At 69.0% G+C, this 25459-nt stretch carries 23 protein-coding genes; 11 read left to right on the forward strand and 12 right to left on the reverse strand.

Annotated features, from left to right (window positions below):
• Nucleotides 1-73: 73 nt before the first annotated feature.
• Complete coding sequence (pafA, locus tag ACLQ2O_RS17070) at nucleotides 74-1435, forward strand: Pup--protein ligase (protein ID WP_184796490.1); 1362 nt, start codon at nucleotides 74-76, stop codon at nucleotides 1433-1435.
• A gap of 44 nt (nucleotides 1436-1479) precedes the next feature.
• On the forward strand, nucleotides 1480-1863 hold the full coding sequence (locus tag ACLQ2O_RS17075; RefSeq protein ID WP_425832312.1) for a VOC family protein: 384 nt from the start codon (nucleotides 1480-1482) through the stop codon (nucleotides 1861-1863).
• On the opposite strand, the gene ACLQ2O_RS17080 is transcribed toward ACLQ2O_RS17075, so the two are convergent.
• The 6 genes from ACLQ2O_RS17080 to ACLQ2O_RS17105 form a co-directional block, all read right to left on the reverse strand.
• Nucleotides 1842-2066 carry a hypothetical protein gene (locus ACLQ2O_RS17080; protein WP_425832314.1) on the reverse strand — a complete coding sequence of 75 codons (225 nt, stop codon included), beginning with the start codon at nucleotides 2064-2066 and terminating at the stop codon, nucleotides 1842-1844. The genes ACLQ2O_RS17075 and ACLQ2O_RS17080 overlap by 22 nt on opposite strands.
• Nucleotides 2067-2077: 11 nt before the next feature.
• On the reverse strand, nucleotides 2078-3100 hold the full coding sequence (locus tag ACLQ2O_RS17085; RefSeq protein ID WP_425832316.1) for an ABC transporter ATP-binding protein: 1023 nt from the start codon (nucleotides 3098-3100) through the stop codon (nucleotides 2078-2080).
• Nucleotides 3097-4110: an ABC transporter ATP-binding protein gene (locus ACLQ2O_RS17090; protein WP_425832318.1), complete on the reverse strand. Its 1014-nt coding sequence runs from the start codon at nucleotides 4108-4110 to the stop codon at nucleotides 3097-3099. Before ACLQ2O_RS17090 ends, ACLQ2O_RS17085 begins: the two co-directional genes overlap by 4 nt.
• Nucleotides 4111-4115: 5 nt before the next feature.
• Complete coding sequence (locus tag ACLQ2O_RS17095) at nucleotides 4116-4967, reverse strand: ABC transporter permease (protein ID WP_425832320.1); 852 nt, start codon at nucleotides 4965-4967, stop codon at nucleotides 4116-4118.
• The gene (locus ACLQ2O_RS17100; RefSeq protein WP_425832322.1) at nucleotides 4964-6031 is read right to left on the reverse strand and encodes an ABC transporter permease; all 1068 of its coding nucleotides are present in this window, start codon (nucleotides 6029-6031) and stop codon (nucleotides 4964-4966) included. The genes ACLQ2O_RS17095 and ACLQ2O_RS17100 overlap by 4 nt, the downstream gene beginning before the upstream one ends.
• A 69-nt stretch (nucleotides 6032-6100) precedes the next feature.
• Entirely contained in the window at nucleotides 6101-7981 is a 1881-nt protein-coding gene (locus tag ACLQ2O_RS17105) for an ABC transporter substrate-binding protein (protein ID WP_425832324.1), read from the reverse strand.
• A 309-nt stretch (nucleotides 7982-8290) separates the two neighbouring features.
• Between ACLQ2O_RS17105 and ACLQ2O_RS17110 the strand changes: the two genes are divergently transcribed.
• The gene (locus ACLQ2O_RS17110; RefSeq protein ID WP_425832326.1) at nucleotides 8291-9238 is read left to right on the forward strand and encodes an FKBP-type peptidyl-prolyl cis-trans isomerase; all 948 of its coding nucleotides are present in this window, start codon (nucleotides 8291-8293) and stop codon (nucleotides 9236-9238) included.
• Nucleotides 9239-9297: 59 nt separating this feature from the next.
• Here ACLQ2O_RS17110 and ACLQ2O_RS17115 read toward each other — a convergent pair whose 3' ends face one another.
• Both ACLQ2O_RS17115 and ACLQ2O_RS17120 read right to left on the reverse strand, forming a co-directional pair.
• A complete protein-coding gene (locus ACLQ2O_RS17115) occupies nucleotides 9298-9744 on the reverse strand; it encodes a hypothetical protein (RefSeq protein ID WP_425832328.1) in 447 nt (148 codons plus the stop codon).
• Nucleotides 9745-9775: 31 nt separating this feature from the next.
• Nucleotides 9776-10876: a DUF3866 family protein gene (locus ACLQ2O_RS17120; RefSeq protein ID WP_425832330.1), complete on the reverse strand. Its 1101-nt coding sequence runs from the start codon at nucleotides 10874-10876 to the stop codon at nucleotides 9776-9778.
• Nucleotides 10877-10989: 113 nt separating this feature from the next.
• Here ACLQ2O_RS17120 and ACLQ2O_RS17125 point away from each other — a divergent pair, with 113 nt between their 5' ends.
• Together ACLQ2O_RS17125 and ACLQ2O_RS17130 are read left to right on the forward strand one after the other, a co-directional pair.
• Nucleotides 10990-11952 carry a helix-turn-helix transcriptional regulator gene (locus ACLQ2O_RS17125; RefSeq protein WP_425832332.1) on the forward strand — a complete coding sequence of 321 codons (963 nt, stop codon included), beginning with the start codon at nucleotides 10990-10992 and terminating at the stop codon, nucleotides 11950-11952.
• Nucleotides 11949-12926 carry a helix-turn-helix transcriptional regulator gene (locus tag ACLQ2O_RS17130; protein WP_425832334.1) on the forward strand — a complete coding sequence of 326 codons (978 nt, stop codon included), beginning with the start codon at nucleotides 11949-11951 and terminating at the stop codon, nucleotides 12924-12926. The genes ACLQ2O_RS17125 and ACLQ2O_RS17130 overlap by 4 nt, the downstream gene beginning before the upstream one ends.
• 1397 nt (nucleotides 12927-14323) lie before the next feature.
• Here the strand turns inward: ACLQ2O_RS17130 and ACLQ2O_RS17135 are convergent.
• The 3 genes from ACLQ2O_RS17135 to ACLQ2O_RS17145 all read right to left on the reverse strand — a co-directional run bounded on the left by ACLQ2O_RS17135 (nucleotide 14324) and on the right by ACLQ2O_RS17145 (nucleotide 17310).
• The gene (locus ACLQ2O_RS17135) at nucleotides 14324-14752 is read right to left on the reverse strand and encodes a VOC family protein (RefSeq protein WP_425832336.1); all 429 of its coding nucleotides are present in this window, start codon (nucleotides 14750-14752) and stop codon (nucleotides 14324-14326) included.
• Between the two features lie 97 nt (nucleotides 14753-14849).
• Nucleotides 14850-16121, reverse strand: coding sequence for an RNA polymerase subunit sigma-70 (locus ACLQ2O_RS17140; protein WP_425832338.1), 1272 nt, complete (start codon nucleotides 16119-16121; stop codon nucleotides 14850-14852).
• 7 nt (nucleotides 16122-16128) lie between these two features.
• Entirely contained in the window at nucleotides 16129-17310 is a 1182-nt protein-coding gene (locus ACLQ2O_RS17145; RefSeq protein WP_425832340.1) for a winged helix DNA-binding domain-containing protein, read from the reverse strand.
• Between the two features lie 136 nt (nucleotides 17311-17446).
• Here ACLQ2O_RS17145 and ACLQ2O_RS17150 point away from each other — a divergent pair, with 136 nt between their 5' ends.
• The 5 genes from ACLQ2O_RS17150 (at nucleotide 17447) to ACLQ2O_RS17170 (ending at nucleotide 20661) form a co-directional block, all read left to right on the forward strand.
• Nucleotides 17447-17635: a hypothetical protein gene (locus ACLQ2O_RS17150; protein WP_425832342.1), complete on the forward strand. Its 189-nt coding sequence runs from the start codon at nucleotides 17447-17449 to the stop codon at nucleotides 17633-17635.
• Nucleotides 17636-17688: 53 nt separating this feature from the next.
• Nucleotides 17689-17985: a twin-arginine translocase TatA/TatE family subunit gene (locus tag ACLQ2O_RS17155; protein ID WP_425832344.1), complete on the forward strand. Its 297-nt coding sequence runs from the start codon at nucleotides 17689-17691 to the stop codon at nucleotides 17983-17985.
• A gap of 76 nt (nucleotides 17986-18061) precedes the next feature.
• Nucleotides 18062-18823 (forward strand): twin-arginine translocase subunit TatC, encoded by a 762-nt coding sequence (gene tatC / locus ACLQ2O_RS17160; RefSeq protein WP_425832346.1) that lies wholly within the window; start codon nucleotides 18062-18064, stop codon nucleotides 18821-18823.
• Complete coding sequence (locus tag ACLQ2O_RS17165; RefSeq protein ID WP_425832348.1) at nucleotides 18823-19695, forward strand: diacylglycerol/lipid kinase family protein; 873 nt, start codon at nucleotides 18823-18825, stop codon at nucleotides 19693-19695. The genes tatC and ACLQ2O_RS17165 overlap by 1 nt, the downstream gene beginning before the upstream one ends.
• Before the next feature lie 108 nt (nucleotides 19696-19803).
• Entirely contained in the window at nucleotides 19804-20661 is an 858-nt protein-coding gene (locus ACLQ2O_RS17170) for a chitosanase (RefSeq protein WP_425832350.1), read from the forward strand.
• Nucleotides 20662-20725: 64 nt separating this feature from the next.
• Here the strand turns inward: ACLQ2O_RS17170 and ACLQ2O_RS17175 are convergent, their stop codons facing one another.
• Nucleotides 20726-22288: a carboxylesterase/lipase family protein gene (locus tag ACLQ2O_RS17175; protein ID WP_425832352.1), complete on the reverse strand. Its 1563-nt coding sequence runs from the start codon at nucleotides 22286-22288 to the stop codon at nucleotides 20726-20728.
• A 247-nt stretch (nucleotides 22289-22535) separates the two neighbouring features.
• On the opposite strand from ACLQ2O_RS17175, the gene ACLQ2O_RS17180 reads away from it, so the two are divergent.
• Nucleotides 22536-25385 (forward strand): DEAD/DEAH box helicase, encoded by a 2850-nt coding sequence (locus ACLQ2O_RS17180; protein ID WP_425832354.1) that lies wholly within the window; start codon nucleotides 22536-22538, stop codon nucleotides 25383-25385.
• The last annotated feature ends 74 nt before the right edge of the window (nucleotides 25386-25459 follow it).

Genomic DNA, 25459 nt, shown 5'->3' on the forward strand with positions numbered 1-25459 from the left:
AGGGGTAACGCCTGAGAAACGCCGCGCCTGAGACAGGGCACGGATGTCGGAGGTGCGCCGTAGTGTGGGAGATGTGAACCGGCGAATCTTCGGTCTGGAGAACGAGTACGGAGTCACCTGCACTTTTCGAGGTCAGCGCCGACTGACCCCCGATGAGGTGGCGCGGTACCTGTTTCGGCGCGTCGTGTCCTGGGGGCGGAGCAGCAACGTCTTCCTCCGCAACGGGGCACGCCTCTACCTCGACGTGGGCTCCCACCCGGAGTACGCGACCGGCGAGTGCGACTCGGTCACCGACCTGATCGCGCACGACAAGGCCGGTGAGCGGATTCTCGAAGGGCTGCTGGTCGACGCCCAGAAGCGGCTGCACGACGAAGGCATCTTCGGCGACGTCTACCTGTTCAAGAACAACACCGACTCGGCCGGCAACAGCTACGGCTGCCACGAGAACTACCTGGTCAGCCGGCACGGCGACTTCGCGAAGCTCGCCGACGTGCTGATCCCGTTCCTGGTCACCCGGCAGCTGATCTGCGGCGCGGGGAAGGTGCTGCAGACGCCCCGCGGCGCGGTCTACTCGGTGTCCCAGCGCGCCGAGCACATCTGGGAAGGCGTCTCCAGCGCGACGACGCGGTCCCGCCCGATCATCAACACCCGCGACGAGCCGCACGCGGACGCCGAGCGGTTCCGCCGGCTGCACGTGATCGTCGGCGACTCGAACATGTCCGAGACGACCATGCTGCTGAAGGTCGCCAGCACGGACCTGGTGCTGCGGATGATCGAGGCCGGCATCGTGATGCGCGACCTGACGCTGGACAACCCGATCCGCGCGATCCGCGAGATCAGCCACGACATGACCGGCCGCCGCGAGGTCCGGCTGGCCAACGGCCGCGAGGCCAGCGCGCTGGACATTCAAGGTGAGTACCTGAACAAGGCCCGCGACTTCGTCGACCGCCGCGAGCTCGGTACGCCGGCCGTGGAGCGCGCGCTGAACCTGTGGGAGCGCTGCCTGAAGGCGATCGAGTCCGGCGACCTGTCCGGGATCGAGCGCGAGATCGACTGGGTGATCAAGTACCGGCTGATCGAGCGCTACCGCGCGCAGAACAACCTCGGCCTGGCCAGCCCGCGGGTCGCCCAGCTCGACCTGGCCTACCACGACATCCACCGCCCGCGCGGTCTGTACTACCTGCTCGAGCGCAAGGGCGCCGTCACCCGCGTGGTCGACGACCTGCGCGTCTTCGAGGCCAAGTCGGTGCCGCCGCAGACGACCCGCGCGCGGCTGCGCGGCGAGTTCATCAAGCGCGCGCAGGAGCGTCGCCGCGACTTCACCGTCGACTGGGTGCACCTGAAGCTCAACGACCAGGCGCAGCGGACCGTGCTGTGCAAGGACCCGTTCAAGTCCCACGACGAGCGCGTCGAGAAGCTGATCGCCAGCATGTAGAAATCGGGCCCGGTACGACGCCGAACCGGGCTACGGTTTGTCGGGTGATCAGACTTGGATATCCGGTGGTCGGGGTTGCCGACGTCGTGGCGGCCTCGGCCTTCTGGACTGCTGCGCTGGACCTTGTGGAGAGCCCGGAGTGGGCCCGCGACACCTGGCGGACGCTCGTACGGCGTACCGACGGCGAGCGCGTGCTCGGACTGATGCGGAGCGACTCGCCGGCCGAGCCGTACCCGCGCGTCCACCTCGACGTACTGGTGGACACGACCGCCGAGCAGGAGTCCGAGGTCGAACGACTGGTCGGGCTGGGCGCGCAGCGGGTGGAGTGGGACAGCTACCCGCCGGACCCGGACTTCGTCGTACTGGCTGATCCGGACGGGAACGTCTTCTGCGTGGTCGATCTGAGTCAGGCGCCGTCGGGATCCTGAGGCTGCTCGCTCCGTCCGCGCGGACCGCCCTGTTCGTCGGGCGCGAACTTCATACCGAGCGCGGCGGTGGCGATCAGGGCCAGGCACGCGATGATCGCGAAGTTGTCACCCATCATCCCGTGCGGGGTCTCGATCGCCGGCCGGATCAGCAGAGACATGATCAGCAGGCCGATGCCGATCCGCAGCAGCACCCTGGCCGCCATCCTCGTCATGATCAAGCCGACGATCGCGTCGGTCGAGGGCTCGCCTCGTCGACAGTGAGGTGCTTCAGTGGTGGGATCTCGTCGGAGAAGAAGCAGGCGGTCCGGTGTCCGGAGCCGATGTCGACGAGCGGTGGAGCCTCCTTGCGGCAGACGTCCCGGACCATCGGACACCGGTTGGAAAAAACGCACCCCTTCGTCGCGGGCTCGCCGGTCAGACGCTCGGAGCCGCTGCCCTCCGCGTCTCGCTTGCGCACCAGCACCGGGTCCGGGACGGGGATCGCCTGGAGCAGCATGTGCGTGTACGGGTGGCTGGGTGTCTTGATCAGATCCTCGACCGGGCCTTCCTCGACGATGTAGCCGTAGAACATCACCGCGATGCGCCCGCCCTGCGCGAAGTACCGGACCACCCCGAAGTCGTGGCTGATGAACACGAATCCGATGCCACGGTCGCGCTGGAACGAGAGCAACAGGTCGAGGATCGCGACCCGCATCGACACGTCCAGCATGCTGGTCACCTCGTCGGCAACGATCAGCTGCGGCTGCAGACTGATGGCCCGGGCGATCGACACCCGCTGCCGCTGGCCACCGGACAACTGGTGGGGGTAACGCTGCAGGAACGCGGGCGTGGCATCCAGCCCGACCTGCCGCAACAGCTCGATCATCTCCGCCTGGACCGTTCGCCGGTTCGCCAGCTTGTGCCGCAGGATGCCCGGCGCCAACGTACTGCCGATCGTCAGTCCCGGATTCAGCGAACCGTACGGATCCTGGTGCACCATCTGTACACGACGCCGCCAGTCCTTGCGCGCCTTGCCCCTCAGGCCCGAGATATCGCTGCCCTCGAAGGAAATGCTGCCGCTACTGGGTTCGTGCAGTCCGGCGATCAGTCGGCCCAGCGTGGTCTTGCCACAGCCGGACTCGCCCACCAGGGCCACGATCTCGCCCTCCTGGGTGGACAGATCGACATTGTGCAGTACCGGCCTTCCGGTGCCCGTGTCGTAGGTGTGCGTCACGTTCCGCACGTCGAGCAGGCTCATGCCTTCGACACCTCCATCGGTAGGACTTCACGATTCACGACGTGGCAGGCCACGAGGTGGCCACCACCATCGCCGAGCAGTGGGGGCTCGGTGTGCCGGCAGAGGTCCTCCGCCAAGCGGCACCTCGGAGCGAACCGGCAGCCGGCCGGCAGCTCGGCGAGGTTCGGCACCGCGCCGCCGATCGGCTGGACCGTGAGGCCGGCGTCCAGCACGCTCGGAATCGCGTTGATCAGCGCCTCGACGTACGGATGCCGGCGTTCGGCCTTGAAGATCTCCTCGACCGTCCCGGTCTCGACCAGACGCCCCGCGTACATCACCGCGACGCGGGTGGCCACCTCGGCGACGACCGCGAGATCATGCGTGACGAAGACGATCGTCACCCCGAGGTCGCGGTGAAGATCCTTGAGGATGTCGATCACCAGCCGCTGGTTGAGAACATCCAGCGCCGTGGTCGGCTCGTCCAGGATCACCACGGACGGCTTGAGCAACAAGGCGACGGCAATCGCCACTCGCTGCTTCATCCCGCCGGACAGCTGGCTCTCGAACGCCTTCCAGATCCGCTGCGGCGGGAGCTGCACGAGCTCGAGGAGGTGCTCGAAGTGTTTGCGGCCCTCCTTCGGATCGGGGAACACGTCCGGATGCGCCTGCAGGATGTGGTCCACCTGGGCGCCGATGGTCACGACCGGGTTGAACGCGTTCATCGCGCCCTGGAAGACCATCGCCAGCTCGGCACCGCGCAAGGCGTTGAGCTCGCGCTTGGACATCGCGGCCATGCCACGTCCCCGGAACCTGATGTCGCCGCCGGTCACCCGGCCCGGCGGCGGCACGATGTGCAGCATCGAGTACGCCAGGGTGGACTTGCCACAGCCCGACTCGCCGACCAAGGCGTAGATCTCACCGGCGGCGACCGAGAGGCTGACGTTCTCGACGGCGCGCACCGAGCCGGCGCCGTCGCCGAAGGCGACCGTCAGGTCGTCGATCTCCAGCAAGGTCTGGTCGTCTGTGCTCACGCTGTTCACTGGACACGCAGCCTCGGGTTGAACACGCTGTCGAGCGCGCGGGAGAAGAACACGAACGCAACCTGCAGGATGACGATCGCGGCCATCGGGGAGAAGAGGTAGAACGCGCTGTCGGTGGTGTACAACGCTCCTTGCGCCATCGCCAGATTGATCATGATGCCCCAGTTGTTGCCGCTGATCGGAGCGATGCCGAGCAGGAACAGGCCCACGGACGCGTAGATGGCCCCGGTGATGGCCAGCAGGAAGTGGATCGCGACGTACGGCCCGACGTTCGGAAGCAGTTGCCGCCCGACCATGTTGCCGAGCGAGACGCCCTGGAGTTTGGCCGCTTCGACGAACTCTCTGCTCCGCAGACTCATGGCTTGGGACCGGATCGCCCGGGCCAGGCCCGCCCAGGCGGTGATCGACAGGATGAGGGCCAGTACGACCGGGTTGGTGGTGTTGATCACGCTGGCGAGGACGATGATGAGCGGCAGGCCGGGGATGGTGAGGAAGATGTCGGTGATCCGCATGATGACCGTGTCGGCCACTCCGCCGACGTACCCCGTCAGCAGGCCGATCGCCACGCCGACGAAGACCGTGATCACCGCGGACAGCACGCCGACGATCATGATCGGCCGGGTGCCCACGATGATCTGGGACAGGACACCCTGTCCAAGGGCGTCGGTGCCGAGTGGGTGCTGCAGTGACGGAGCCAGGTAGGCCTGGCTCGCATCCTGCTCGTTGCCCACCTCGACGAGCATCGGGCCGAAGACCGCCGCCAGGCAGTAGATCAGCACGATCGTTCCGCCGATCAGGGCCCCCTTGTCGTGGCGCAGGATCCGCCACAGGTCGCTGAGGAATCTCATGCCATCGAACCTCCTGCCGGCAGTACTTCCTGATCGGGGTCGGCGGGCTTGTCGGCGGCGCGGGCGCGGGCGGCCGGATTGGCGATCCGGGGGTCGACCAACGGGTAGAGCAGGTCGACCAGGAGATTGGTGATGATCACCGACACGGTGATCAGCACGAAGCAGCCCATCATCAACGAGTAGTCGCGCTGGCCGACCGACTGGATCATGTAGAACCCGATCCCCGGGTACTGGAAGTAGGTCTCGATGAACACCGAGCCGCCGAACATGAAGCCCACGGAGAGGGCCAGTTGCGTCACCATCGGCAGCATCGAGTTGCGCCCGACGTAGGACTGGGTGATCCGGCGATCGCTCAGTCCACGGGACTCGGCCGCCCGGACGTACTCGGCGCCGAGCACCGACACCGCGCTGCCCTTCATGCCGAGGGCCCAGCCACCGAACGACGTGATCACCGACGCGGCGATCGGCAGGATGGCGTGGTAGAGCACGCTGATCAGGTACGGGCCGTTGAACCCCGGTGTGACGTCGATCCCGTAAGCGCCACCGGACGGAAACACCTGATAGACGCTGGTGAGGACGTAGAGCAGCGCGATCGCCACCAGGTAGCTCGGAATCGCGCTCAGAAAAGAGACGACGAAGGTCATCGACTGGGAGAACCGGCTGCTCTGGAAGGCGGCCATCATCGCCCCGACCGCGATCCCGATGACGAAGCTGATGATCAGCGACACCGCCACCACCATGATCGTCCAGGGCAAGGCCTCGGCGATCACCGCCACCACGGTCGTGCCCGGGTTGGTGATCGGGCGGCCGAGGTCGCCGCGGACCGCGCCCCACACGTACCGGACGTACTGCTCCCAGACCGGAGCGTCCGGCGTCACGCTGTAGACCGCGCTGATCCGTTGCTGGATCTCGACCTCGCTCAGGCCGCCCTGCATCCGTAACTGCGCCTCCAGAGCCGCCATCGGGCTGCCGGGCATCAGCCGGATCATGAAGAACGACAGGGAGATGACGATGTAGATGATCAGCAACGACATCGCCAGTCGTTTCAGGATGTAGGAAACCATCAGCGCCTTCCGGGGTCGGGGCGGTACCGGTCGGCACCGTGGGAAGGTGCCGGCCGGACAGTGCAGGTACTACTTGGGAGTGATGTAGCCCTGCTGCATCGCCAGCGAGAGGCCGCCGTTCATGTCCGCGCTGATGATGTCCCAGAGTTCACTGGTCTTGTTCTCGCCCAGGGGCGGCCAGTTCGTGAACTCCTTGGTGGAGAACGGAAACTGGTAGACCTTGGTCGCGTACCAGATGTAGGGCACCTCGTCGTTGACCAGTTGCGCCCAGTTCCACACCTGCTTGTTCATCTCGTCGCCCGGTTCGACGGTGCGGACCTGTCGCTCGATGGTGCTGGCCACGTCGACCTCACCGAGACCGGGAACGTTCTTCTTCGGGCCGAAACCGATTCCGCGCTTTCCGGCGTAGTTGCCCTGGCGCGTGAAGTTGTATCCCGGGCCGAGCAGGAATCTGTACATCTCGAGCGGGTTGCTGCCGCCGACGAACGCCATGCCCGCTTGGAAGTCGCCGTTGTGCTGATCGGCGTCCTGCTGTGCCCCTGAGGTCGCGTTCACCTCGGACTTGATTCCGAACGCGGTCAGCGCCTTGGCCGCGGAGTTGAACGACGTGACGATGTCGGTGGTCTCGGCGTTGGCGGTGAAGGTGAGCGTGAACGGTTTGCCGTCCGGCTTGATCCACTGATCGCCCTTCTTGGTGAAGCCCTCGCCCTGCAGCAGTCCGGTCGCCTTGGCCAGGTCGACCGGATACTTGTTCAGCTTCGCGATCTGGTCCGGCTTGAGGTAGATCTCCTCGAGCGTCGGCGAGATGCCCGTGTTGACTTCCTTCCAGGTCCCACCGGCCGCGTCATCGGTGCCGTAGGCAGCCTCGCTGATCTGCTGTCGCGGAATCACGTACGCGAGCGCCTGGCGTACCGCTTTGGAGTCGAGTGGCTTCTGGTTGCTGTTGAAGGCGATGGTGAACCCGAACCCGAGCGGGAGAGCCGTGTTGGACTCGGGGGTCGTGTTCCAGCGGTTGAGGATCGGCGGCGGCATGTACACGTTGGACAGGTGCACGTTGCCGCTGAACAACTGCGGGTAGACGGTCTGCGAGGACCCGTTCAGGTACCGGATGCCGGCGAACTTGATCTTGGACGCGTCCCAGAAGTCGTTCCACTTGACCAGCTTGGCTTCCTTGGTGGTGATGTTCTCCAGCTGGAACGGCCCGTTGCCGATCAGCTTGTCGACCTTCATCGCGGCCAGGTCCTTGAACGCGTCACCCATCCGCTTGGACTCGGGCAGCTTCGTGGCCTGCTCCGGGTTCTGCTGCAGCGTGCTGAAGTACTTGATCACGTCCTGCTTCAGCTGGTCGGTGACGAGCTTGCCGTACACGCTGGACGGGAACGGGCGGATCGTGTTCAGGATGTCCAGCTTCGCCAGTGACTCCGGCTGGCCTTTCTTGAGAGTGAAAGCGACCGTCTTCTCGTCGACGACGGTCACGTCGGTGATGTCGTTCCAGAACCCGTCGCCGCGGAGCCCGTTCAGGATGGCGGTGTCGTGCAGATCCTTGCTCGTCACCGCAGTGCCGTCCTGCCACTTCGCGTCGTCGCGCAGGTGAACGTTGAGCTTGCCGTTCTCGACCGCCCACTTGTCGGCCAGCTGCGGGATGAACTCGGTCAGGCTCGGTGACTTCACGAGCGCCAGCCGCATCGAGATGAAGTCGTTCTGGATGCCGAGCTGGTTCACGTTGTACGGGTTGTAGGACCACGTCGTGCCCCAGCTGCAGCAGGGGAAGAACGTGAGGAACTTGCTGGAGTCGCCTGCCGCGGTGCCGGTGCCGCCGGAGTTCCCGCCGGAGCTTCCCCCGCCCGCCGTGCCTGCGGTGCAGGCTGCCACCAACGTGACCACCAGGCTGGCCGAGACCAGGGCAACCAGGCGCCTTCTGGCGCCACTGACTACTCGCGGCAACTTCATCGTTGATCCTCTCGACCGGGGCGGGGCGTCGGGACCCGATCTTGTCGGGACAAAGGTAGTTAGTAAAGAGGATGGGGAAAGTAACTTGTTCACAAAACGGCCACATTTGTTCGCGAAGCCGCCATGCCCGATCGCTGATCGTGACGCTGGTGCCGGTGACCGGACCGCGCCTGTCGACGTTGCGTGACGTGACCCAACGGTGACGCAGGTGGCTGATCCGTGGCTTGGACGTGCCCGATAGTGTGGGCGCGTTCATGGCCGTCCAGCAGGCGCGGGGTCCGCGCCGGGATATTTTGAGGTGCTTTGTTCGTGCGCAAGCTGCTGAGTGTCGTCGCGGTGATCGCGCTGGGGTCCTCCCTGGCCGCCTGTGGCTCGGAGTCCGACGGGAGCAAGGACTTCGGTGCCGCCGGAGTCAAGGTCGAGTCGGAGTTCGGCAAGAAGCCCACCGTCACCCACCGCGACGGTGAGCCGGACAAGACCCTCGTCACCGAGGTCCTCAAGGAGGGCGACGGCGCCGAGGTGAAGAAGGGTGAGCTGCTCACCGCCAACTACCTCGGCCAGATCTGGCGCGACGGCAAGGTCTTCGACAACTCCTACGACCGCGGCGCGCCGTCGTCGTTCCCGATCGGTGTCGGCGGCGTCATCGCCGGCTGGGACGAGGGCCTGGTCGGCAAGAAGCTCGGTAGCCGCGTGATGATGTCGATCCCCGCGGACAAGGGCTACAAGGAGCAGGGCAACGAGCAGGCCGGTATCAAGGGCGACGACACGCTGATCTTCGTCGTCGACCTGGTCGCCGTGGCCGCCAACGACACCAAGCTGGACGCGACCCCGGTCGCGGCGCCGGCCGGCAAGTTCAAGGTCGCCGGTGAGCTGAACGCCGAGCCGAAGGTGACCGTCCCGGCCGGTTCGAAGCCGCCGGCCAAGCCCGGCAAGCCGGTCGTGATCGCGACGGGCAAGGGCAAGCCGGTCGACAAGGCCAGCACGGTCGTCGCGCGCTACGTGATCTTCGACTACGCGGGCAAGAAGCAGGCGAGCACCTGGGACGGCCAGCAGGGCCAGGCCGGATCCCCGGCCGAGCTCCAGGTCGGCCCCGGCCCGACGGGTCAGGCCGGCGCGCTCGACGCACTGGCCGGCATCCCGGTCGGCAGCCGCGTGCTCGTCGAGCTCCCGCCGTCGAAGGACGACAAGGGCAAGACCGTCAACGCCTTCGCGGTCATCGACCTGCTGAACAACTTCCCGGCAGGCAAGCAGCAGTAAGTACGTCGTCAGAGGGCCGGCTCCCAGGTGGGGGCCGGCCCTTTGTCCTGTCCGGCTTCTCAGCTCCGGTGGCGGAACCAGCGAGTGGTCTCGGGGTGCCAGGTCAGCGCGAGCGCGGTGACCAGCGCGACGATGTGGGCGGTTCTGAGTCCTGCTTCGAGGAGGAAGAGCGGGGTGGGGGACAGGGCGGAGAAGGAGTGGTCGGTCAGCCAACTGATCGGGCCGATCACGAGACTGGCCATGCCGAGGGTGCCGAGCAGGGCGGTGAGCACCCAGCGCGACCAGTTGACGCCGTGGCGGAAGTAACGGTCGATCACGACGAACAGGCCGCCGTACAGAATGGTGCGCAAGGCGACCTGGGCGACCAGACCGAGCACGGGCGTGCCGTCGTGGATCGCGAGGCTCAGGCCGAGCACGGACTCGGCGACGCCGGCGCCGACGGCCAGGAACCAGGCGCCGGTCGCGGCGCGGGCGGTCAGCGGTGAGGGTGCGACACGAGTTTCCATACTTCGAGGATCCGCCGCGACGGCGCCGGGATCAGGAGTACTGGGACCCCGAAACGGGTGGTGGTACGTCCACCAGCCGGGCGGCGTGCCGCCCCGACGCGGCGGCCGCCTCGAAGTACGCGCGGTCGGCGTCGAGGTCGCGGCCCATCGTCGACAGCTTGACCGGTGCGGCCTGCAGAGCGTCGTACAGGCCCTCGACACCGATCCGTACGACGCGGTGCCGCGCCTTGAGCGGCTCGGCGGCGTCCCGGACGGCGTCGCCGAAGTCGCCCTCGAGATCCGGTACGACGACGTCGGCCGGCTGCAGCGCCACCCGCCCGTACGCCGTGAGGCTGTGGTGCGAGATGCCGCGGTGCCGCGGGCGTGGGTCGGCCTCGGAGATCCGCAGCGACGCGACCGCGCGGCCGCCGAGCGTGCCGACCGCGTTGACGGCCTCGCCGGACTGGACGCCGGAGAAGCCCCAGCGCGTGCCGGTGCCGAGGTTGCCCGGGCCTTGCGTGAGGACGACGAGCTCGGCGGCGAGGACGTGGACCGCCGTGAGGAGACCGGTGTGGACGGTGACGGCCTCGCGGTCGCCGCCGTACGCCTGGCCGACGGTCACCGTCCCGGCCAGCCAGCCGCTGTCCCGGAGCGACGCGACTGTGCGCGAGAAGGCGAGCGGGAGGGCGCCGCCGTCGGTCATCACGTAGACGACGCGGGTGGTCGGGCGCGCCTCGTAGACGCCGGCCAGTACGGCGGGTAGCGCGGAGTGAAGGTCGGCCACGACTACCGGCGTACCGAACAGGTCGTCGGCGTCGCGCAGGACGTCGTGGTCGGGAGAGTCCTGCTCGTCGGCGCCGAGGACCATCGCCTGGAGCGGGGTGTAGCGGGCCTTGACCAGGTGACCGCTCTCGGGCGGGTCGGCGGGGAGGCGGTCGGGGATCGCGACGACGAGCGCGTAGCCGCCGGTGCCGAGGCCGCGGTCGAGGGCGCCGACGTTGAGCAGGACCCGGTCGCCTGGTTCGGGGTGGCCGACCAGGTCGGGGTAGGCGAGAGCCTTCACGCTCTGCTCACCGACCGTCACCCGAAGCTCCTGAGCGCCGGACCATGCTCGGCCCAGCTCGGCCACCGTTCCTTCACGCCACCGGATCACGCGCCGACTTTAGCGGGGTAAAGAAAGTTAAGCGGGGTAAACCCGGCGGCGACTAGAACACCTGTTCGGCGTTGGGTGCGTGATTCGGCCCCCGAAACCCGTAAGGTGGTCGGGTGTCGGCGCGGAAGAGTGAGCGGCTGCTCAACCTGGTGATCTGCCTGCTGGTCGCGCGCACGTACGTGACCAAGGAGCGGATCCGCGAGGTCGTCGAGGGGTACGCCGGGCAGACCGACGACGCCTTCGAGAAGATGTTCGAGCGCGACAAGGACGAGCTGCGCGACCTCGGCATCCCGATCGAGATGGGCACCATCGACAAGTTCTTCTCCGACGACGTCGGCTACCGGATCCGCCGCGACGTCTTCGAGCTGCCCGAGGTGCACCTGGAGCCCGACGAGGCCGCCGTACTGGGGGTGGCCGCGCGCGTCTGGCAGCACGCCAGCCTGGCCGAGGCGACCACCTCGGCGGTGCTGAAGCTGAAGGCGGCCGGGATCCAGACCGACCAGTCCGCGCTGAGCGCGATCGAGCCGCACGTCGGCGCGTCCGAACCGGCCTTCGACCCGCTGTGGTCCGCGGTCGTCAGCCGGACGGCGGTCCGCTTCGAGCACCGGCGCTCCGGCGCGGCCGAGACGACCACGCGGACGCTGGAGCCGTGGGGGATCGTGTCGTGGCACGGCCGCTGGTACGTCGTCGGGCGCGACCGCGACCGGCAGGCGACCCGGATGTTCCGGATGTCGCGGATCGGCGGGAACGTGAAGACCGTCGGTTCCGCCGGGGCGTTCACGGTGCCCGAGGGGACCGACCTGCGCTCGCTGGTCTCCGAGCTGGCGCCGCCGCGCCCGACGTCCGAGGCGAAGGTCCGTGCGCGCACGGGTTCGTGCGTGAGTCTGCGCCGCCGCGCGAACGCGATCGAGCCGTACGAGGAGGGCTGGGACCTGCTGCACGTCCCGTACGCCGACTCCGGCGTGCTGGCCGAGGAGATCGCGTCGTACGGGCCGGATGCTGTGGTCGAGGGGCCGGGCGACGTGCTGGACGGCGTACTGCGCCGCCTGCGGACGGTGGCGGGGGTCGTCGGATGAGCAACGCGCGTGATCAGGTGCAGCGGTTGCTGGCGCTGGTGCCGTACCTGCGGGAGAACGACGGGGCGCGGGTCGACGACGTCGCGGCGGACTTCGGCGTACGGCCTAAGCAGATCATCGCGGACCTGAAGGTGCTGTGGTTCTGCGGGCTGCCGGGTGCGCAGATGGGCGACCTGATCGAGATCGACATCGACGCCGCCGAAGGTGAAGGCGTCATCCACCTGAACAACGCCGACTACCTGGCGCGCCCGCTGCGCCTGGCCGCGGACGAGGCGCTCGCCCTGCTGACCGCGCTGCGAACGCTCCGCGAGGTCACCGCCGGTGGAGACCGCGACGCCGTCGACCGCGCGATCACCAAGCTGGAGACCGCCGCCGGCGCAGGCGCCGCGGCCGTCGAAGGCGCCGCCGCTCACGTCCACGTCGAGCCCGCCGCGCCCGAGATCGCCGAGACCGTCAACCGGGGCCTGGCCGGCAAGCGCCGCCTGCACCTCACGTACGACGTACCGTCCCGCGACGAGACCACCGAACGCGACGTCGACCCGATGCGCCTGGTCGTCTCCGAAGGCCGCACGTACCTGGAAGCCTGGTGCCGCCTCGCCGAGGACGTCCGCCTGTTCCGTCTGGACCGCATCGCCGGCGTCAAGCTCCTCGACCTCCCCAGCGAGCCCCCACCCGAGGCCACGCCGCGCGACCTCTCCAACGGCATGTTCCAGCCGTCGGAGTGCGACCTCCTGGCGACGGTCTCACTCGCACCACCGGCCCGCTGGGTCGCCGAGTACTACCCCACGGAATCCGTCGAAGAGGGCCCCGACAACTCCCTCACCATCCAGCTCCGCGTCGCCGACACGGCCTGGCTCCAACGCCTCGTCCTCCGCCTGGGTGGCGCCGCCACGGTCCTCGAACCAGCCGACCTGGGCGCCCAGATCGCCGGCACCGCCCGAGAGGCCCTCGCGGCGTACGACGACCAGCTGTAGGCGCTGGGACGACCAGCTGTAGGCGCTGGGACGACCAGCTGTAGGCGCTGGCTGGCCACCTCCGCGCTGGACTGCCCGGCCGCCACGTCCAGCCCTACTCCCCACTTCACGTTGCAGGCACCACCAACCAGGTCACGTTGCAGCACCACCAACCACGTCAGGTTGCAGCATCACCAACCACGTCAGGTTGCAGGCGCCCCCAACCACCTCACGTTGCAGGCACCCCTACATCTACTTCCGGCCGGTGCGGCCTCAACCCAAGGCGACCTTGTCGGCCGCATCGGCATTGCGGTCACCATAGCTGTGTAGGTCTGCGTGGCTGAGGTTGTGGGCATGCGGCCGGTGGGGTCGGCTTGGGCTGAGGTCGCGGCGGCCGGTTGGAAGACGTGGTGGTTGTCGGCCCGGAGCCGGCGGAGGTGGTGGGGACGGTCGGCCAGCGGACGCCGTTGGGGACGGTGGCCCGGTTGTCGTGGGTGGGGGTCGGCGGTGGAGTCGGTGGGCCGGTGGTTGCGGGTGGGGGTCGGTGGGGACGGTGTCCGGCGCTGGCGGGTGGGAGTCGGTGGTCGGCGGTGGAGTCGGTGGGTTGGTGGTCGCGGGCGGGGATCGGTGGGTTGGTGGTCGCGGGCGGGGGACGGTGGGCCGGTGGACGCAGGCGGGGTCGGTGGGTCGGTGGTCGGCGGGGAGTCGGTGGGCTGGCGGTCGGGGGTGGGGGACGGTGGCCCTGCGGTGGCGGGTGGGGGACGGCGGGTCGGTGGGCCGGCGGGGGACGGTAGGCGGTCGGGGACGGCAACCGGGGGAGCCGGTGGAAGCGGTCGGACGGCGGACCAACCGGAGGCTGCTGGTGGAGGTAGTCGGCGATGGCGGACCGCTGGTAGCCGGTGGGGCGCCCAGCGGTGGTCAGGGGCCGAAGCGGCCGCGGGCCTCGGATGGCGCTTAGGTGTACTCGGTCATGAGGTTGGTAGCGGGTGGTGAGTGCCGGCGACCGATACGTGCGGTGCTTGGGGCGAGTGGCTGGTGTTCAGGACGCGTCTTTGAGCATGGCTCAGTCGTGTGTGGGGCTTCGTGATGGCTGACCGGTGCACAAAGTGGGCCGTTCGAGGGGGTGGAGTGCGGTAATGGGGCTGGTGGAGTCCCGGTACCGACCGACAGGACGTCTCCGGTTCGCCGGCTCGTTCGCACGGGATCTCCGCCTGGAATCTGTTCGCCCCGGCCGCCTGGGCGGGACACCTCCTGTCGGTCGGTCCCCACCCCATTCGGCCGGATGCGACTTTGAGCACCGGTCAGCCGGTGAAAAGGCCGGACAGTGGCTGGGCCGTGCTCAAAGTCGCATCGCTGGGGCACCAGCCACACCCGACCCGGCCACGCCGTGGCGGCATCAAGGTGTTGACCGAGTACATCTAGGCGCCGAAGCGGCCTCGGGCCTTGTGGGGGATGAGGGGAGATTCGCCGCGGACCTTCAGTTGCTGGACGGCCCAGGTGTTGCCGTCGGGGTCGGTGAAGCCGAAGAAGGTGCCGCCGTCGTCGGGGGTGAAGGTGGTGAGCTCGGAGCAGTCGACGCCGCGGCTGGTGAGTTCGGTGCGGGCGGCTTCGGCGTCGGGGACGCAGAGCTGGAGGCCGCGCAGGGAGCCGGGGGTCATCTCGTTCTGCGACGGGAGGCTGCCGAGGACGATCGAGCAGCCGGAGCCTTCGGGGGTGAGTTGGGCGACGTGCATGTGTTCGTTGACGGTGTCGTGGTCCAGGTGGAAGCCGACCTGGTCGCGGTAGAAGGCGATCGCCCGGTCGAGGTCCGAGACGGGGACGATCACGACTTCCAGGGTCCAGTCCATCAGAGGTGCTCCTCGAAGAAGGGGCGCTGAAGTGCGCCCGGTAACCAGTACGACGTACGGCGAGGCGAAACTCATCGGGCGGAGAGCAAACAGCGACTCAAAGAGTCATCGGCAGCCCGAACGCCGTGAAGTGGTGCGGCTCGAACGTGGTGATCTGAGCGATCTGACCACCGTCGAAGCGCAGCACGTCGAGCAGCTGCGCCCGGTAGACCGTCGTACCGGGGCACTGAAGGTAGCCCGCGACCGCCAGCTGCCCGTTGGCCCGGGTCGGCAGGTGACGCCAGTGCCCGGCGAACCGCGGCGACTCCGGGTCCAGGTTCGGCCGGACGAAGCCGAGCAGCGCCTCGCGGGTGGTGAACCAGAACGGGTTCGGCGGCATCGTCAGTACGGCGTCGGCGCGGACCAGCTCGGCCATCGCGTCGATGTCGGCCGCCAGCGCCGCCTCCATGTAGCGCTGCAGCAGCGCCCGGTCCTCATCAGTCGGAGCAACAGCCGACCAGTCCTCGCGCCGCTCGGGCAGCGCCGCCCGGAGAGCCGCCCGACCACGCTGTACGGCGCTGTTGGCCGACGCCGGCGTGGACCCGAGCAGCTCCGCGGTCTCCTCCGCCGACCACCGGGCGACGTCGCGCAGGATGACGGCGGCACGCTGGCGCGGCGGCAGGTGCTGGATCGCGGTGAGGAAGACCAGCTCGAGCGTCTCGCTCGCCACGGCCTGCTCGTCCGGCTCGTCGCCGACCGCCGCTCGCTCGGGCAGCTGATCGTCCGGGTACGGCTGCAGCCAGGCCACCTTCGGTGGTGGCGGCCCGTCGCCGGAGTCGATGCCGGGGATCGGCTCGTACGTCGAAGGCGCCCGGTTCTGCTTGCGCAGGAAGTCGAGACAAACGTTGGTGGCGATCTTGTAGAGCCAGGCGCGCGGGTTGTCGAGGTCGCCGAGGGTTTCGACCGATCGCCAGGCGCGTAGGAAGGTCTCCTGGGTGAGGTCCTCGGCTTCGTCGTACGAGCCGAGCAGGCGGTAGCAGTGGGCCCGCAGCTCGGCCCGGTGCTGCTCGATCAGCGCGGTGAAGGTGTCCTCGCCGGGTTTCGTCACGACCTCCGGCGTGACGTTTTCCTCGCGGGCCTGCCGCGCCAGCCGCCGCAGCTGGGTGAACCGCGTCGACAGTGCCTCCACGTCGGCGTGCAGCGCCTCGGCAGGCGTCGGCCGCAGCCGCCCGGCCCGCTCGGCGATGTCGGAGATCAGCTCCTCGACCGGCCGCCCGGGCGACCGTCGCTCCCGGTACGCCCGCTGACGACAGGCCTGCGAGCAGTACGACGCCGAGCGGCCCGGCCCACCGCTGGCGGCGATCGGCTTCCCGCACATCTGACAGTTCACGGCGTCCTCACCCCTGGCTGAGGATTCGTTCCAGCGGGGTCCTGAAGCGTGGCGTGATGCGGACGCCGGCCAGCCAGGAGGTCCAGCGGCCCGCGTAGTCCTCGATCGCGGCCGTGGTCTCGGAGCCGACGTCCTCCAGCAGCTGGTACCGGACCTCGCCGGACTCCGGCTGGCCCCAGGCGCCGACGATGCGGCCGTCGGCCCAGATCGTCGGGCCGATGTTGCCGGTGTTGTCGAACAGGCGGCCCTTGTGGTCGCCCAGGTACCAGTCGCGGTCCTTCCAGCCCATCGGCGTCGGGTCCAGCGCGGGCAGGAACGCGACCCACGGCTCGACCGCCACCTCCGGAGCCTCGTCACCCGGCAGCACGTACCCGGTCGTCCCGTCCAGGTCGACCTCGACCGCCTCGACGGCGACCAGGGCCTTACGGGTCTGGCCGAGCGTCCAGCCGGTCCACCACTGCAGGTCGGCCGGCGTGCCGGGGCCGAAGGACTCCAGCCAGGCGCGGGCGAGCGTCGTACGGGCTTCGTCGGCCGGGAGGTCGCCGGCGAGACCAGTAGGCAGCCAGTTCTCGGCGGGGGACCACTGGTGCTGGCTGCTCAGCCACGTGCCGAGCGGGCGGCCGCGGACGATCCGGCCCTCGGCGGCTAGCTGGAACAGCACCCGGCTGGTGACGTACGGCTGGGCCGCGTACGACTTGCCCGGCGCCATCGCCAGGCGGCTCCGCAGCCGTGGCTCGTCCTGGGCGAGCTCCTGCGCGGTCGCCGAGCCGCGCAGGCTGAGCGCGGTCGCCGTCGACTCCTCGACGGTCCGCAGCCACTGCCCGGCCGCCTCGGCGTCGCCCGCGATCCCGGCCTCGACCAGGTGCTTGACCAGCAGCTTGCGCTGCTTCACCGCGATGTCGTCGCTGGCCGCGGCCTGGACGACGGGCGCGAACGACGTCGGTACGACGAACACCGTACGGCGCATGCCGAGCATCCGGATCAGCGTGCGGTCGTCGTACAGGGCACGCTCGGTGAGCGCGACGTCACTGCCCGGCACCCGCGCGGCGACCGACAGGTGGACCGTCGCCGGGTCGGTCGCGTGCAGCACGACCACCGAGGCCGCCGCCTGCGCCGGGTCCGCCGCCTGGCACGAAGGCGCCAGCCTGTGCCGGCGGCCCAGTCTGACCCGCCGTTCCTCGATCCCCATCCGCAGCACCACAGCCCCCTCGCTCCCGGTCCCGCCCTTGCCGGACACCAATTCTTACCATCACGTTCCGACACCGTTGCCCGCGACGAACACCCATCCGCGTGGGCGACGGCTCCGAACCCGATAAGGTCAACACATGTACTGGTTCCTGCTCTTCCTCGCGGTCGTGGCGGTGTGGCTCCTGGTCCTCGCCCTGCTCGCGCGAAAGGTCTGGGGCCAGACCAAGGCGCTGACGCGTGAGTTGGCCGCCGCACAGTCCAAGCTCGAAGCCGCGCAGAGACCAGGTCCGGACAGGGCCCGGGAGTCTGCCCGGTCCCGGGCGTAGTATCGGCCCAGTCTCACGTTGAGCCATCCGTTAGTCGTGAAAGGGAGATTTTCATGCCCCCGCTTCTCGGTATGCCCCAGGGCGCAGAGTGGCTCGTCATCCTCGCGATCGTCGTGCTGCTGTTCGGTTCGGCCAAGCTGCCGGCCCTGGTCAAGCAGCTCGGCAAGTCGAAGAAGATCTGGGAAGACGAGGTCGGCCCCGGCAAGAAGAAGGACGCCGAGCTGACCGACACCGCCCCGCCGCCGGCCCATCCGGTGCAGCCGCCGGTCCAGCAGGCCCAGCCGCAGCAGAACCAGGCGAACGGCCAGGCTCCGGGCGACGGCATCCCGCCGACGCACACGGCCAACTGATTCCCGCGCACCACCTGTGACGATGGTGAGGTTCGGGCGGCGGAAAGAACGCCGTCCGAAGGACGAAGAGGGTCGGATGACCCTGCGCGACCACATCGCGGAGCTGCGGAACCGGCTGCTCATCTCGGTGCTCGCGATCGTGGCGCTGACGGTCGTCGGATACGTCTTCTACGACCAGGCGCTGGACTTTCTGGTCCAGCCGTTCAACAAGGGGATCGGCGATCTGATCGCCGAGAACAACAACGGCAAGGTGCCTCAGCTCACGTTCAACAACGTGACCTCACCGTTCACCTTCCAGATCAAGATCTCGCTGGTGTTCGGTCTGATCCTGGCCGCGCCGGTCTGGCTGTACGAGCTGTGGGCGTTCATCGCTCCCGGCCTGCACCGGTCCGAGCGGCGCTGGGCGTTCCTGTTCGCCGGGATCGCGACCCCGTTGTTCGCGGCCGGCCTCTGGGTGGCCTACTGGACGCTGCCGAAAGGCATCGAGATCCTGATCGGCTTCACGCCGAGCTTCGCGCAGAACCTGATCACCTTGCCGGAGTACCTGGACTTCGTGCTGCGCACGATGCTGGTCTTCGGGATCGCGTTCCTGCTGCCGCTGGTGGTCGTGCTGCTGAACATCGTCGGAATCGTGCCGGCCTCCGCGCTGAGCAAGTTCCGGCCGTACATCGTGCTGGCGATCTTCGTCTTCGGCGCGGTCGCGACCCCGTCGGGTGACCCGTTCTCGCTGATGTTCCTGGCGCTGCCGATGTGCGCGCTGTTCTTCGGCGCGGAGATCATCGCCCGCATCCTCGACAAGCGGAAGGCCCGCAAGGCCGAAGCACTGCTGGCTGATTGATGAGCAAAAGAATCGCGCTGGTGGTGAACCCCACCAGCGGCCGCGGCCTGGGTGCGCGAGTCGCGCCGGTCGTGCGGGAGCGGCTCGAGCACGGCGGGCTGACCGTCGACCTGTACGAGACCACGTGCGCGGAGGACGTCGGCCGGATCTCGGCCGAGGTGATCGCCTCCGGCGCGGACGGTGTCGCGCTGGTCGGCGGTGACGGCACGCTCCACCTCGGCGCCCAGGTGCTGGCCAACTCGGGCATGCCGTTCGGTGTGATCCCGGCCGGCACCGGCAACGACTTCGCCCGCGGCCTCGGCGTACCGCTGAACGACCCGGTCGCCGCGGCCGAGCTGATCGTGGCCGGCAAGACCCGCGCCGTCGACCTCGGGGTCGCCGCGGGGGAGTTCATCACCACCGTCGTGGCCGGCGGCTTCGACTCACTCGTCAACAAGCGGGCCAACGCGATGACGTGGCCGAAGGGCAACGCCCGCTACACCGTCGCGACCCTGGCCGAGCTGCGCACGTTCAGCCCGCTCTCGTACGTCGTGACGGTGGACGGCGAGCGGATCGAGACCGACGCCATGCTGGTCGCGGTCGGCACCGGACCGACGTACGGCGGTGGCCTGCAGATCTGTGCCGGTGCCGAGATCGACGACGGGCTGCTCGACGTCACGATCATCAAGCCGGTGTCGCGGCTGACGCTGCTGCAGATGTTCCCGAAGCTGGCCAAGGGCACCCACCTCGGGCACCCGGCGGTGCACACGTTGCGCGGCCGCGAGGTCCGGCTGGAGTCGCCGACGGTCACGGCGTACGGCGACGGCGAGATCCTCGGCCCGCTGCCGCTCGACATCGGCATCGTCCAGGGCGCGCTCACCGTCTACGCCTGAATCCATCGGTCACCGAAAGAATTCGCCCGATCTCTGTTCGTCGCAGGGGTTTGTCTGATAGGAAAGCTTCCTAACAGATACCTCTCGACGCCCCTCAGAGGAGAGATCGTGCGCAACCGCCCCACGCAGCACCTCACCGCCGTCCTGCTCGGCCTCGCCGTGGCCGCCGCCCCGGCCACGGCGTTCGCCTCGCCGTTCCAGCCGCGGCCCGTCGTCAGCAGCACGCAGTACCAGGACCAGGTCACCGCGCCCGCCGCCGTCGGGCTGGACGACCCGGCGAAGAAGGACATCGCGATGCAGATCGTCTCCAGCGCGGAGAACTCCTCGCTGGACTGGAAGGCGCAGTATAAATACATCGAGGACATCGGTGACGGCCGCGGCTACACGGCCGGCATCATCGGGTTCTGCTCGGGCACCGGCGACATGCTCGAGCTGGTCGAGGCCTACAGCGACACCAAGCCCGGCAACGTGCTGCAGAAGTACCTGCCGGCCCTGCGCGAGGTCGACGGCACCGACTCGCACGACGGTCTCGACCCGAACTACACCCGGGACTGGAAGACCGCCGCCAACGACTCGGTCTTCAAGGCGGCCCAGGACAGCGAGCGCGACCGGGTCTACTTCAACCCGTCGGTGAACCAGGGCAAGTCCGACGGCGTCGGCACGCTCGGCCAGTTCATCTACTACGACGCGATCGTGATGCACGGTCCAGGCAACTCGTCGACGAGCTTCGGCGGCATCCGCGCCCGCGCGCTGCGCAACGCCAAGCCGCCGGCGCAGGGCGGCAACGAGACCACCTGGCTGAACGCCTTCCTCGACGCCCGCGTCTGGGCGATGAAGCAGGAGGAGGCGCACAGCGACACCAGCCGGGTCGACACCGCCCAGCGGGTGTTCCTGCGCAACGGCAACCTCGACCTCAACACCCCGCTGGACTGGAAGGTGTACGGCGACAGCTTCCACATCGGCTGACGCCTGTACGACGGACGAGAGCCTCCGCGCCCCGACCTGTCCCGGGGGCGCGGAGGCTCTCGTGCTACTTCAGCCCTCTCCAGAAGTCGCAGTTGTGCAGTGCGTCCAGATCCACCGAGGTCGCCCCACCGACCTGGAACGACTGCCCGGTCCCGCTCCGGCCGTACTGCTTCCACACCGGCAGGCCAGGCCCGTTCGGGTCGCCGGTCCGCGCGAAGTTCGTCCAGTACCGCAGCATCGTCCTCGAGACCTCCTGCTGCGCCGGGTTCAGCAGTGGCCCGAAGTCGAACAGGTACGGCAGTTCCGACGAGTGGTAGGCGTCGGTCCGGTAGCCCGGCGGGAAGTCCAGGTACGGCGTCGCGGTGCGGTCCGCGAACGAATACGTGTAGACCGGCGCCCGCTTGGCGCGCTGCTTGCTGTCGGTCAGCGCGGTGCAGATCCAGGCCCGGTCGCTGCCGACCGTGTTCCATGCCTGCATCGGTGAGTCGTACTTCGACGACGGGTATCGACGGGCGACCGTGGCCGCCCGGTCGCCGAAGCTCTTCACCAGGTACTGCTGGTACTTCGCCTCGTCGAACTTTCCGTCGAGCTCGAACAGCCAGCCGAAGTACGCCTGCTCGTCCCGCGTGTTGCCCTCGATCACCGGCACCCGGCTGCCGATCCCGGCCTTGAGCGCCGTCCGCGGGTCCACCGGCAGCAACGGCGTCCCGGTGCCGCCGTGCCCGAAGTACCTGGTCAGCGTCAGCAGTTGGAGCGGGTCGGCCTTGCGCAGGCAGGCCAGGTCGTCGCAGCCGATCTGCTTCCCGACCGTCTCGCCTGTTGCCTTGAGCTCGCTGCGTGGCGCCCACCAGTCCTGGACGGTGGCGCCCGGGTACTGCAGGTCGGCCGGCCAGTTCATGCTGCAGGCGCCGCTCTCGATGATCGCCTTGTGGAACAGGCCGCGCGCTCCCGGCGAGGCCAGTTGCGCGCAGGTCGACAGCCCACCGGCCGACTCACCGAGCAGCGTCACGTTGCGCGGGTCCCCACCGAAGGCCCGGGCGTTGCGCTGCACCCACCTGAGCGCCGCTTGCTGGTCGGCGAGCCCGTACGTGCCCGAGTCCTTGAGCCCCGGGTAGCCGAGGAAGCCCAGCGTCCCGAGCCGGTAGTTGATCGACACGACGACCACGTCGCCGGTCTCGGACAGCCAGGTGCCGTCGTAGTCGTTGCCGCTGCCGTTGTTCCAGCCGCCGCCGTGCAGCCAGACCATCACCGGCTTCGGCTTGCCCGGCTTCCGGGGTGTGGTGACGTTCAGGTAGAGGCAGTCCTCCGCGGAACCGGGCAGCAGCGCGGTGCCCTCGGTGTTGGTCTGCGCGCAGACCGCTCCCTTCTTCGAGCCGTCCCGTACGCCGGACCAGGCCGCGGCCGGCTGCGGCAGCGTGAAGCGTTGCGCGCCGACCGGCGGAGCGGCGTACGGAATGCCGTTGAACACCACTGACCGGCCGTCGGCCACGCCCCGGACCGGACCCTTGTCCGTCCGTACGACGTCAGCTTGCGGCTCCTGGGCGGTCGAGACCGCCGTGATCCCCACCGTCAGCGCCCCGGTGACGGTCAGGGCGGCCGCCAGCCGTCGAACACTCTGAGTAGTCATGTCCGCACTCTAGGAGTCGGGGCGACCCCACCGAATCGGGCTTCCGGCTAGCCGTGCCGACCAATGGATAAGCCCCCAGCAACCAAAGTCGCGCGACGGGGACGGTCCTACGCGGTGCGATCGGTCCGCCGGTCGTCCGGATTGGCGGTACGACGGCAGTGCCGCCGCGTTCGTCACCCGCCGACTCGCTGAGTGACCGGTCGGGGAGGGCGTGGTTCTGGGGGTGGCTTCGCATAGATTGGTCGCCATGAGCACTCCGTCCGAGAAGTACGCCAGTTTCCGCTCGGACCAGGAGCACCCGGCCGTGAAGGAGTTCCGGTCGCTCTACGACTTCCGGCTGGACGAGTTTCAGCTACGCGCCTGCGCCGCCCTCGAGGACGGGCACCAGGTGCTGGTCGCGGCGCCGACCGGGTCCGGCAAGACGCTGGTCGGCGAGTTCGCCGTGCACCTGGCGCTGCAGCGTGGGCAGAAGTGCTTCTACACCACCCCGATCAAGGCGCTCAGCAACCAGAAGTACGCCGACCTGGTCCGCCGCTACGGCCAGGACAACGTCGGCCTGCTGACCGGCGACAACTCGATCAACTCCGAGGCCCCGATCGTCGTGATGACGACCGAGGTGCTGCGCAACATGCTGTACGCCGCGTCGCAGACCCTGCTCGGCCTGTCGTACGTCGTGATGGACGAGGTGCACTACCTGGCCGACCGGGCCCGCGGCGCGGTCTGGGAGGAAGTCATCATCCACCTGCCGGACTCGGTCGCGGTGGTCTCGCTGTCGGCGACGGTGAGCAACGCCGAGGAGTTCGGCGACTGGCTGGAGACGGTCCGCGGCAACACCGTCGTCGTGCTGGAGGAGAAGCGGCCGGTCCCGCTGTTCCAGCACGTGATGGTCGGCAAGCGGCTGCACGACCTGTTCGCGGGGGAGACGCCGACCGCCGGCGCGGCGCAGGCCCAGTTCGGTCCGTCGGCGGGCCGTCCGGCGAAGTCCGGCAACCCCGCCAAGGCCGCCGCCCAGGGCAACGCGCCGGACCTGCGCGACCTGGTCAACCCGCAGCTGGTCCGGATCGCCCGCGACGACAACCGGGTCTTCCGCGACGACTCGCGCAAGCCGCGCCGCCGCCGCGACCTGCCGAAGAGCCGGCCGGCCCGGTCGCACTTCACGCCGTTCCGGTCGGACGTGGTGGAGGAGCTGGACGCGGGCGCGCTGCTGCCGGCGATCTACTTCATCTTCTCCCGCAAGGGCTGCGAGGACGCGATGCTGCAGTGCCTGCGGTCCGGGCTGCGGCTGACCAAGCCGAGCGAGCGCGACGAGATCAAGCGGGTGCTGGCCGAGCGGACCGTCGACCTGCCCGACGAGGACCTCGGCGTGCTCGGGTACCACGACTTCGCCGAGGCGCTCAGCCGCGGCATCGCGGCGCACCACGCGGGCATGCTGGCGGCCTTCAAGGAGGTCGTCGAGGAGCTGTTCGCGCGCGGCCTGATCAAGGTCGTGTTCGCCACCGAGACGCTTGCCCTGGGCATCAACATGCCGGCCCGCACGGTGGTGCTGGAGAAGCTCAGCAAGTGGAACGGCGAGACCCACGCCGACATCACCCCCGGCGAGTACACGCAGCTCACCGGTCGCGCCGGGCGGCGCGGGATCGACGTCGAGGGGCACGCTGTCGTGCTCTGGCAGCCGGGGTTCGACCCGCGCGCCGTCGCCGGTCTGGCCAGCACGCGGACGTATCCGCTGCGGTCGTCGTTCTCCCCGTCGTACAACATGGCGGTGAACCTCGTCCGCCAGGTCGGGCGGAGCCGAGCCCGCGACATGCTGGAGCTGTCGTTCGCGCAGTTCCAGTCCGACCAGGCCGTGGTCGGGCTGGCTCGGCAGGTGCAGCGCAACACCGAGGCGCTCGAGGGGTACAAGGAGTCGATCGACTGCCACCTCGGCGACTTCCTCGAGTACGCCGACCTGCGCCGCCGGATCGGCGAGCGGGAGTCGTCGGGCTCGAAGCGGCGCAAGCTGGACCGCCGCGTCGAGGCCCAGGAGTCGATCGAGAAGCTGCGGATCGGCGACATCATCCGGATCCCGGCCGGCCGCAGCGCGGGCTGGGCCCTGGTGCTCGACGGAGGGATGCGGTCCGAGCGCGAGGGGCCGCGGCCGACCGTGCTGACGCTCGACCGGCAGGTGCGCAAGCTGTCGATGGTCGACTTCCCGACGCCGGTCGAGTCGATCGGGTCGCTGCGGGTGCCGAAGAAGTTCAACGCGCGCAACCCGCAGCAGCGCCGCGAGCTCGCGCAGGTGCTGCGCAACCGGACCGACCTGCACGGCGAGGAAGGCCCGCCGTCGTCGCGCAGCCGCAGCGGCGACGTGATCACCCACGCCGACGACCCGGAGCTGCAGGAGATGCGGGCGCAGCTGCGCGCGCACCCGTGCCACGGCTGCGCCGACCGTGAGGACCACGCCCGCTGGGCCGAGCGCTACTTCCGGCTCGACCGGGAGAACCGCGACGTCCAGCGCAAGATCGAGCAGCGGACGAACACGATCGCCCGCCAGTTCGACCGCGTCTGCCAGGTGCTCGACGCGCTGCACTACCTGGACGGCGACAAGACCACCGAGGCCGGCGACCGGCTGTCCCGGATCTACGCCGAGCTCGACCTGGTCGCGGCCGAGTGCCTGCGCCACGGCGTGTTCGACGACCTGGACGTGCCGCAGCTCGCGTCGGCGCTCGCGGCGCTGGTGTACGAGTCGCGCTCGAAGGACGAGCCGACCTCGCCGCGGCTGCCGCGTGGAGAGGTGCGGGACGCGCTGGACAAGATGGGCGTCATCTGGCGCGACCTGTCCGCGCTGGAGCGCGACATGCGGGTCGACTTCCTGCGCTCGATGGATCTCGGCTTCTGCTGGGCGGCGTACCGGTGGGCCTCGGGCGCCTCGCTGGCCGAGGTCCTCTACGAGTCGGACCTGGCCGCCGGCGACTTCGTCCGCTGGGTCAAGCAGCTGATCGACCTCACCGAGCAGGTCGCCGACGCGGCCGGCCCCACCCCGCTGCGCAGCACCGCGCGGGCCGTCGTCGAGGAGATCCGCCGCGGTGTGATCTCGTACGCAGCGGTCGTCGAGTAGACCCCTCGCGATGAAAGGCTTGCTGGAGCCCGCCAGGTCTCGCGGGCTCCTGTAGACGCCGCTCAGAAGGAGAA

This window comes from Kribbella sp. DT2 (assembly GCF_049844575.1).
Taxonomy (GTDB): Bacteria; Actinomycetota; Actinomycetes; order Propionibacteriales; family Kribbellaceae; genus Kribbella.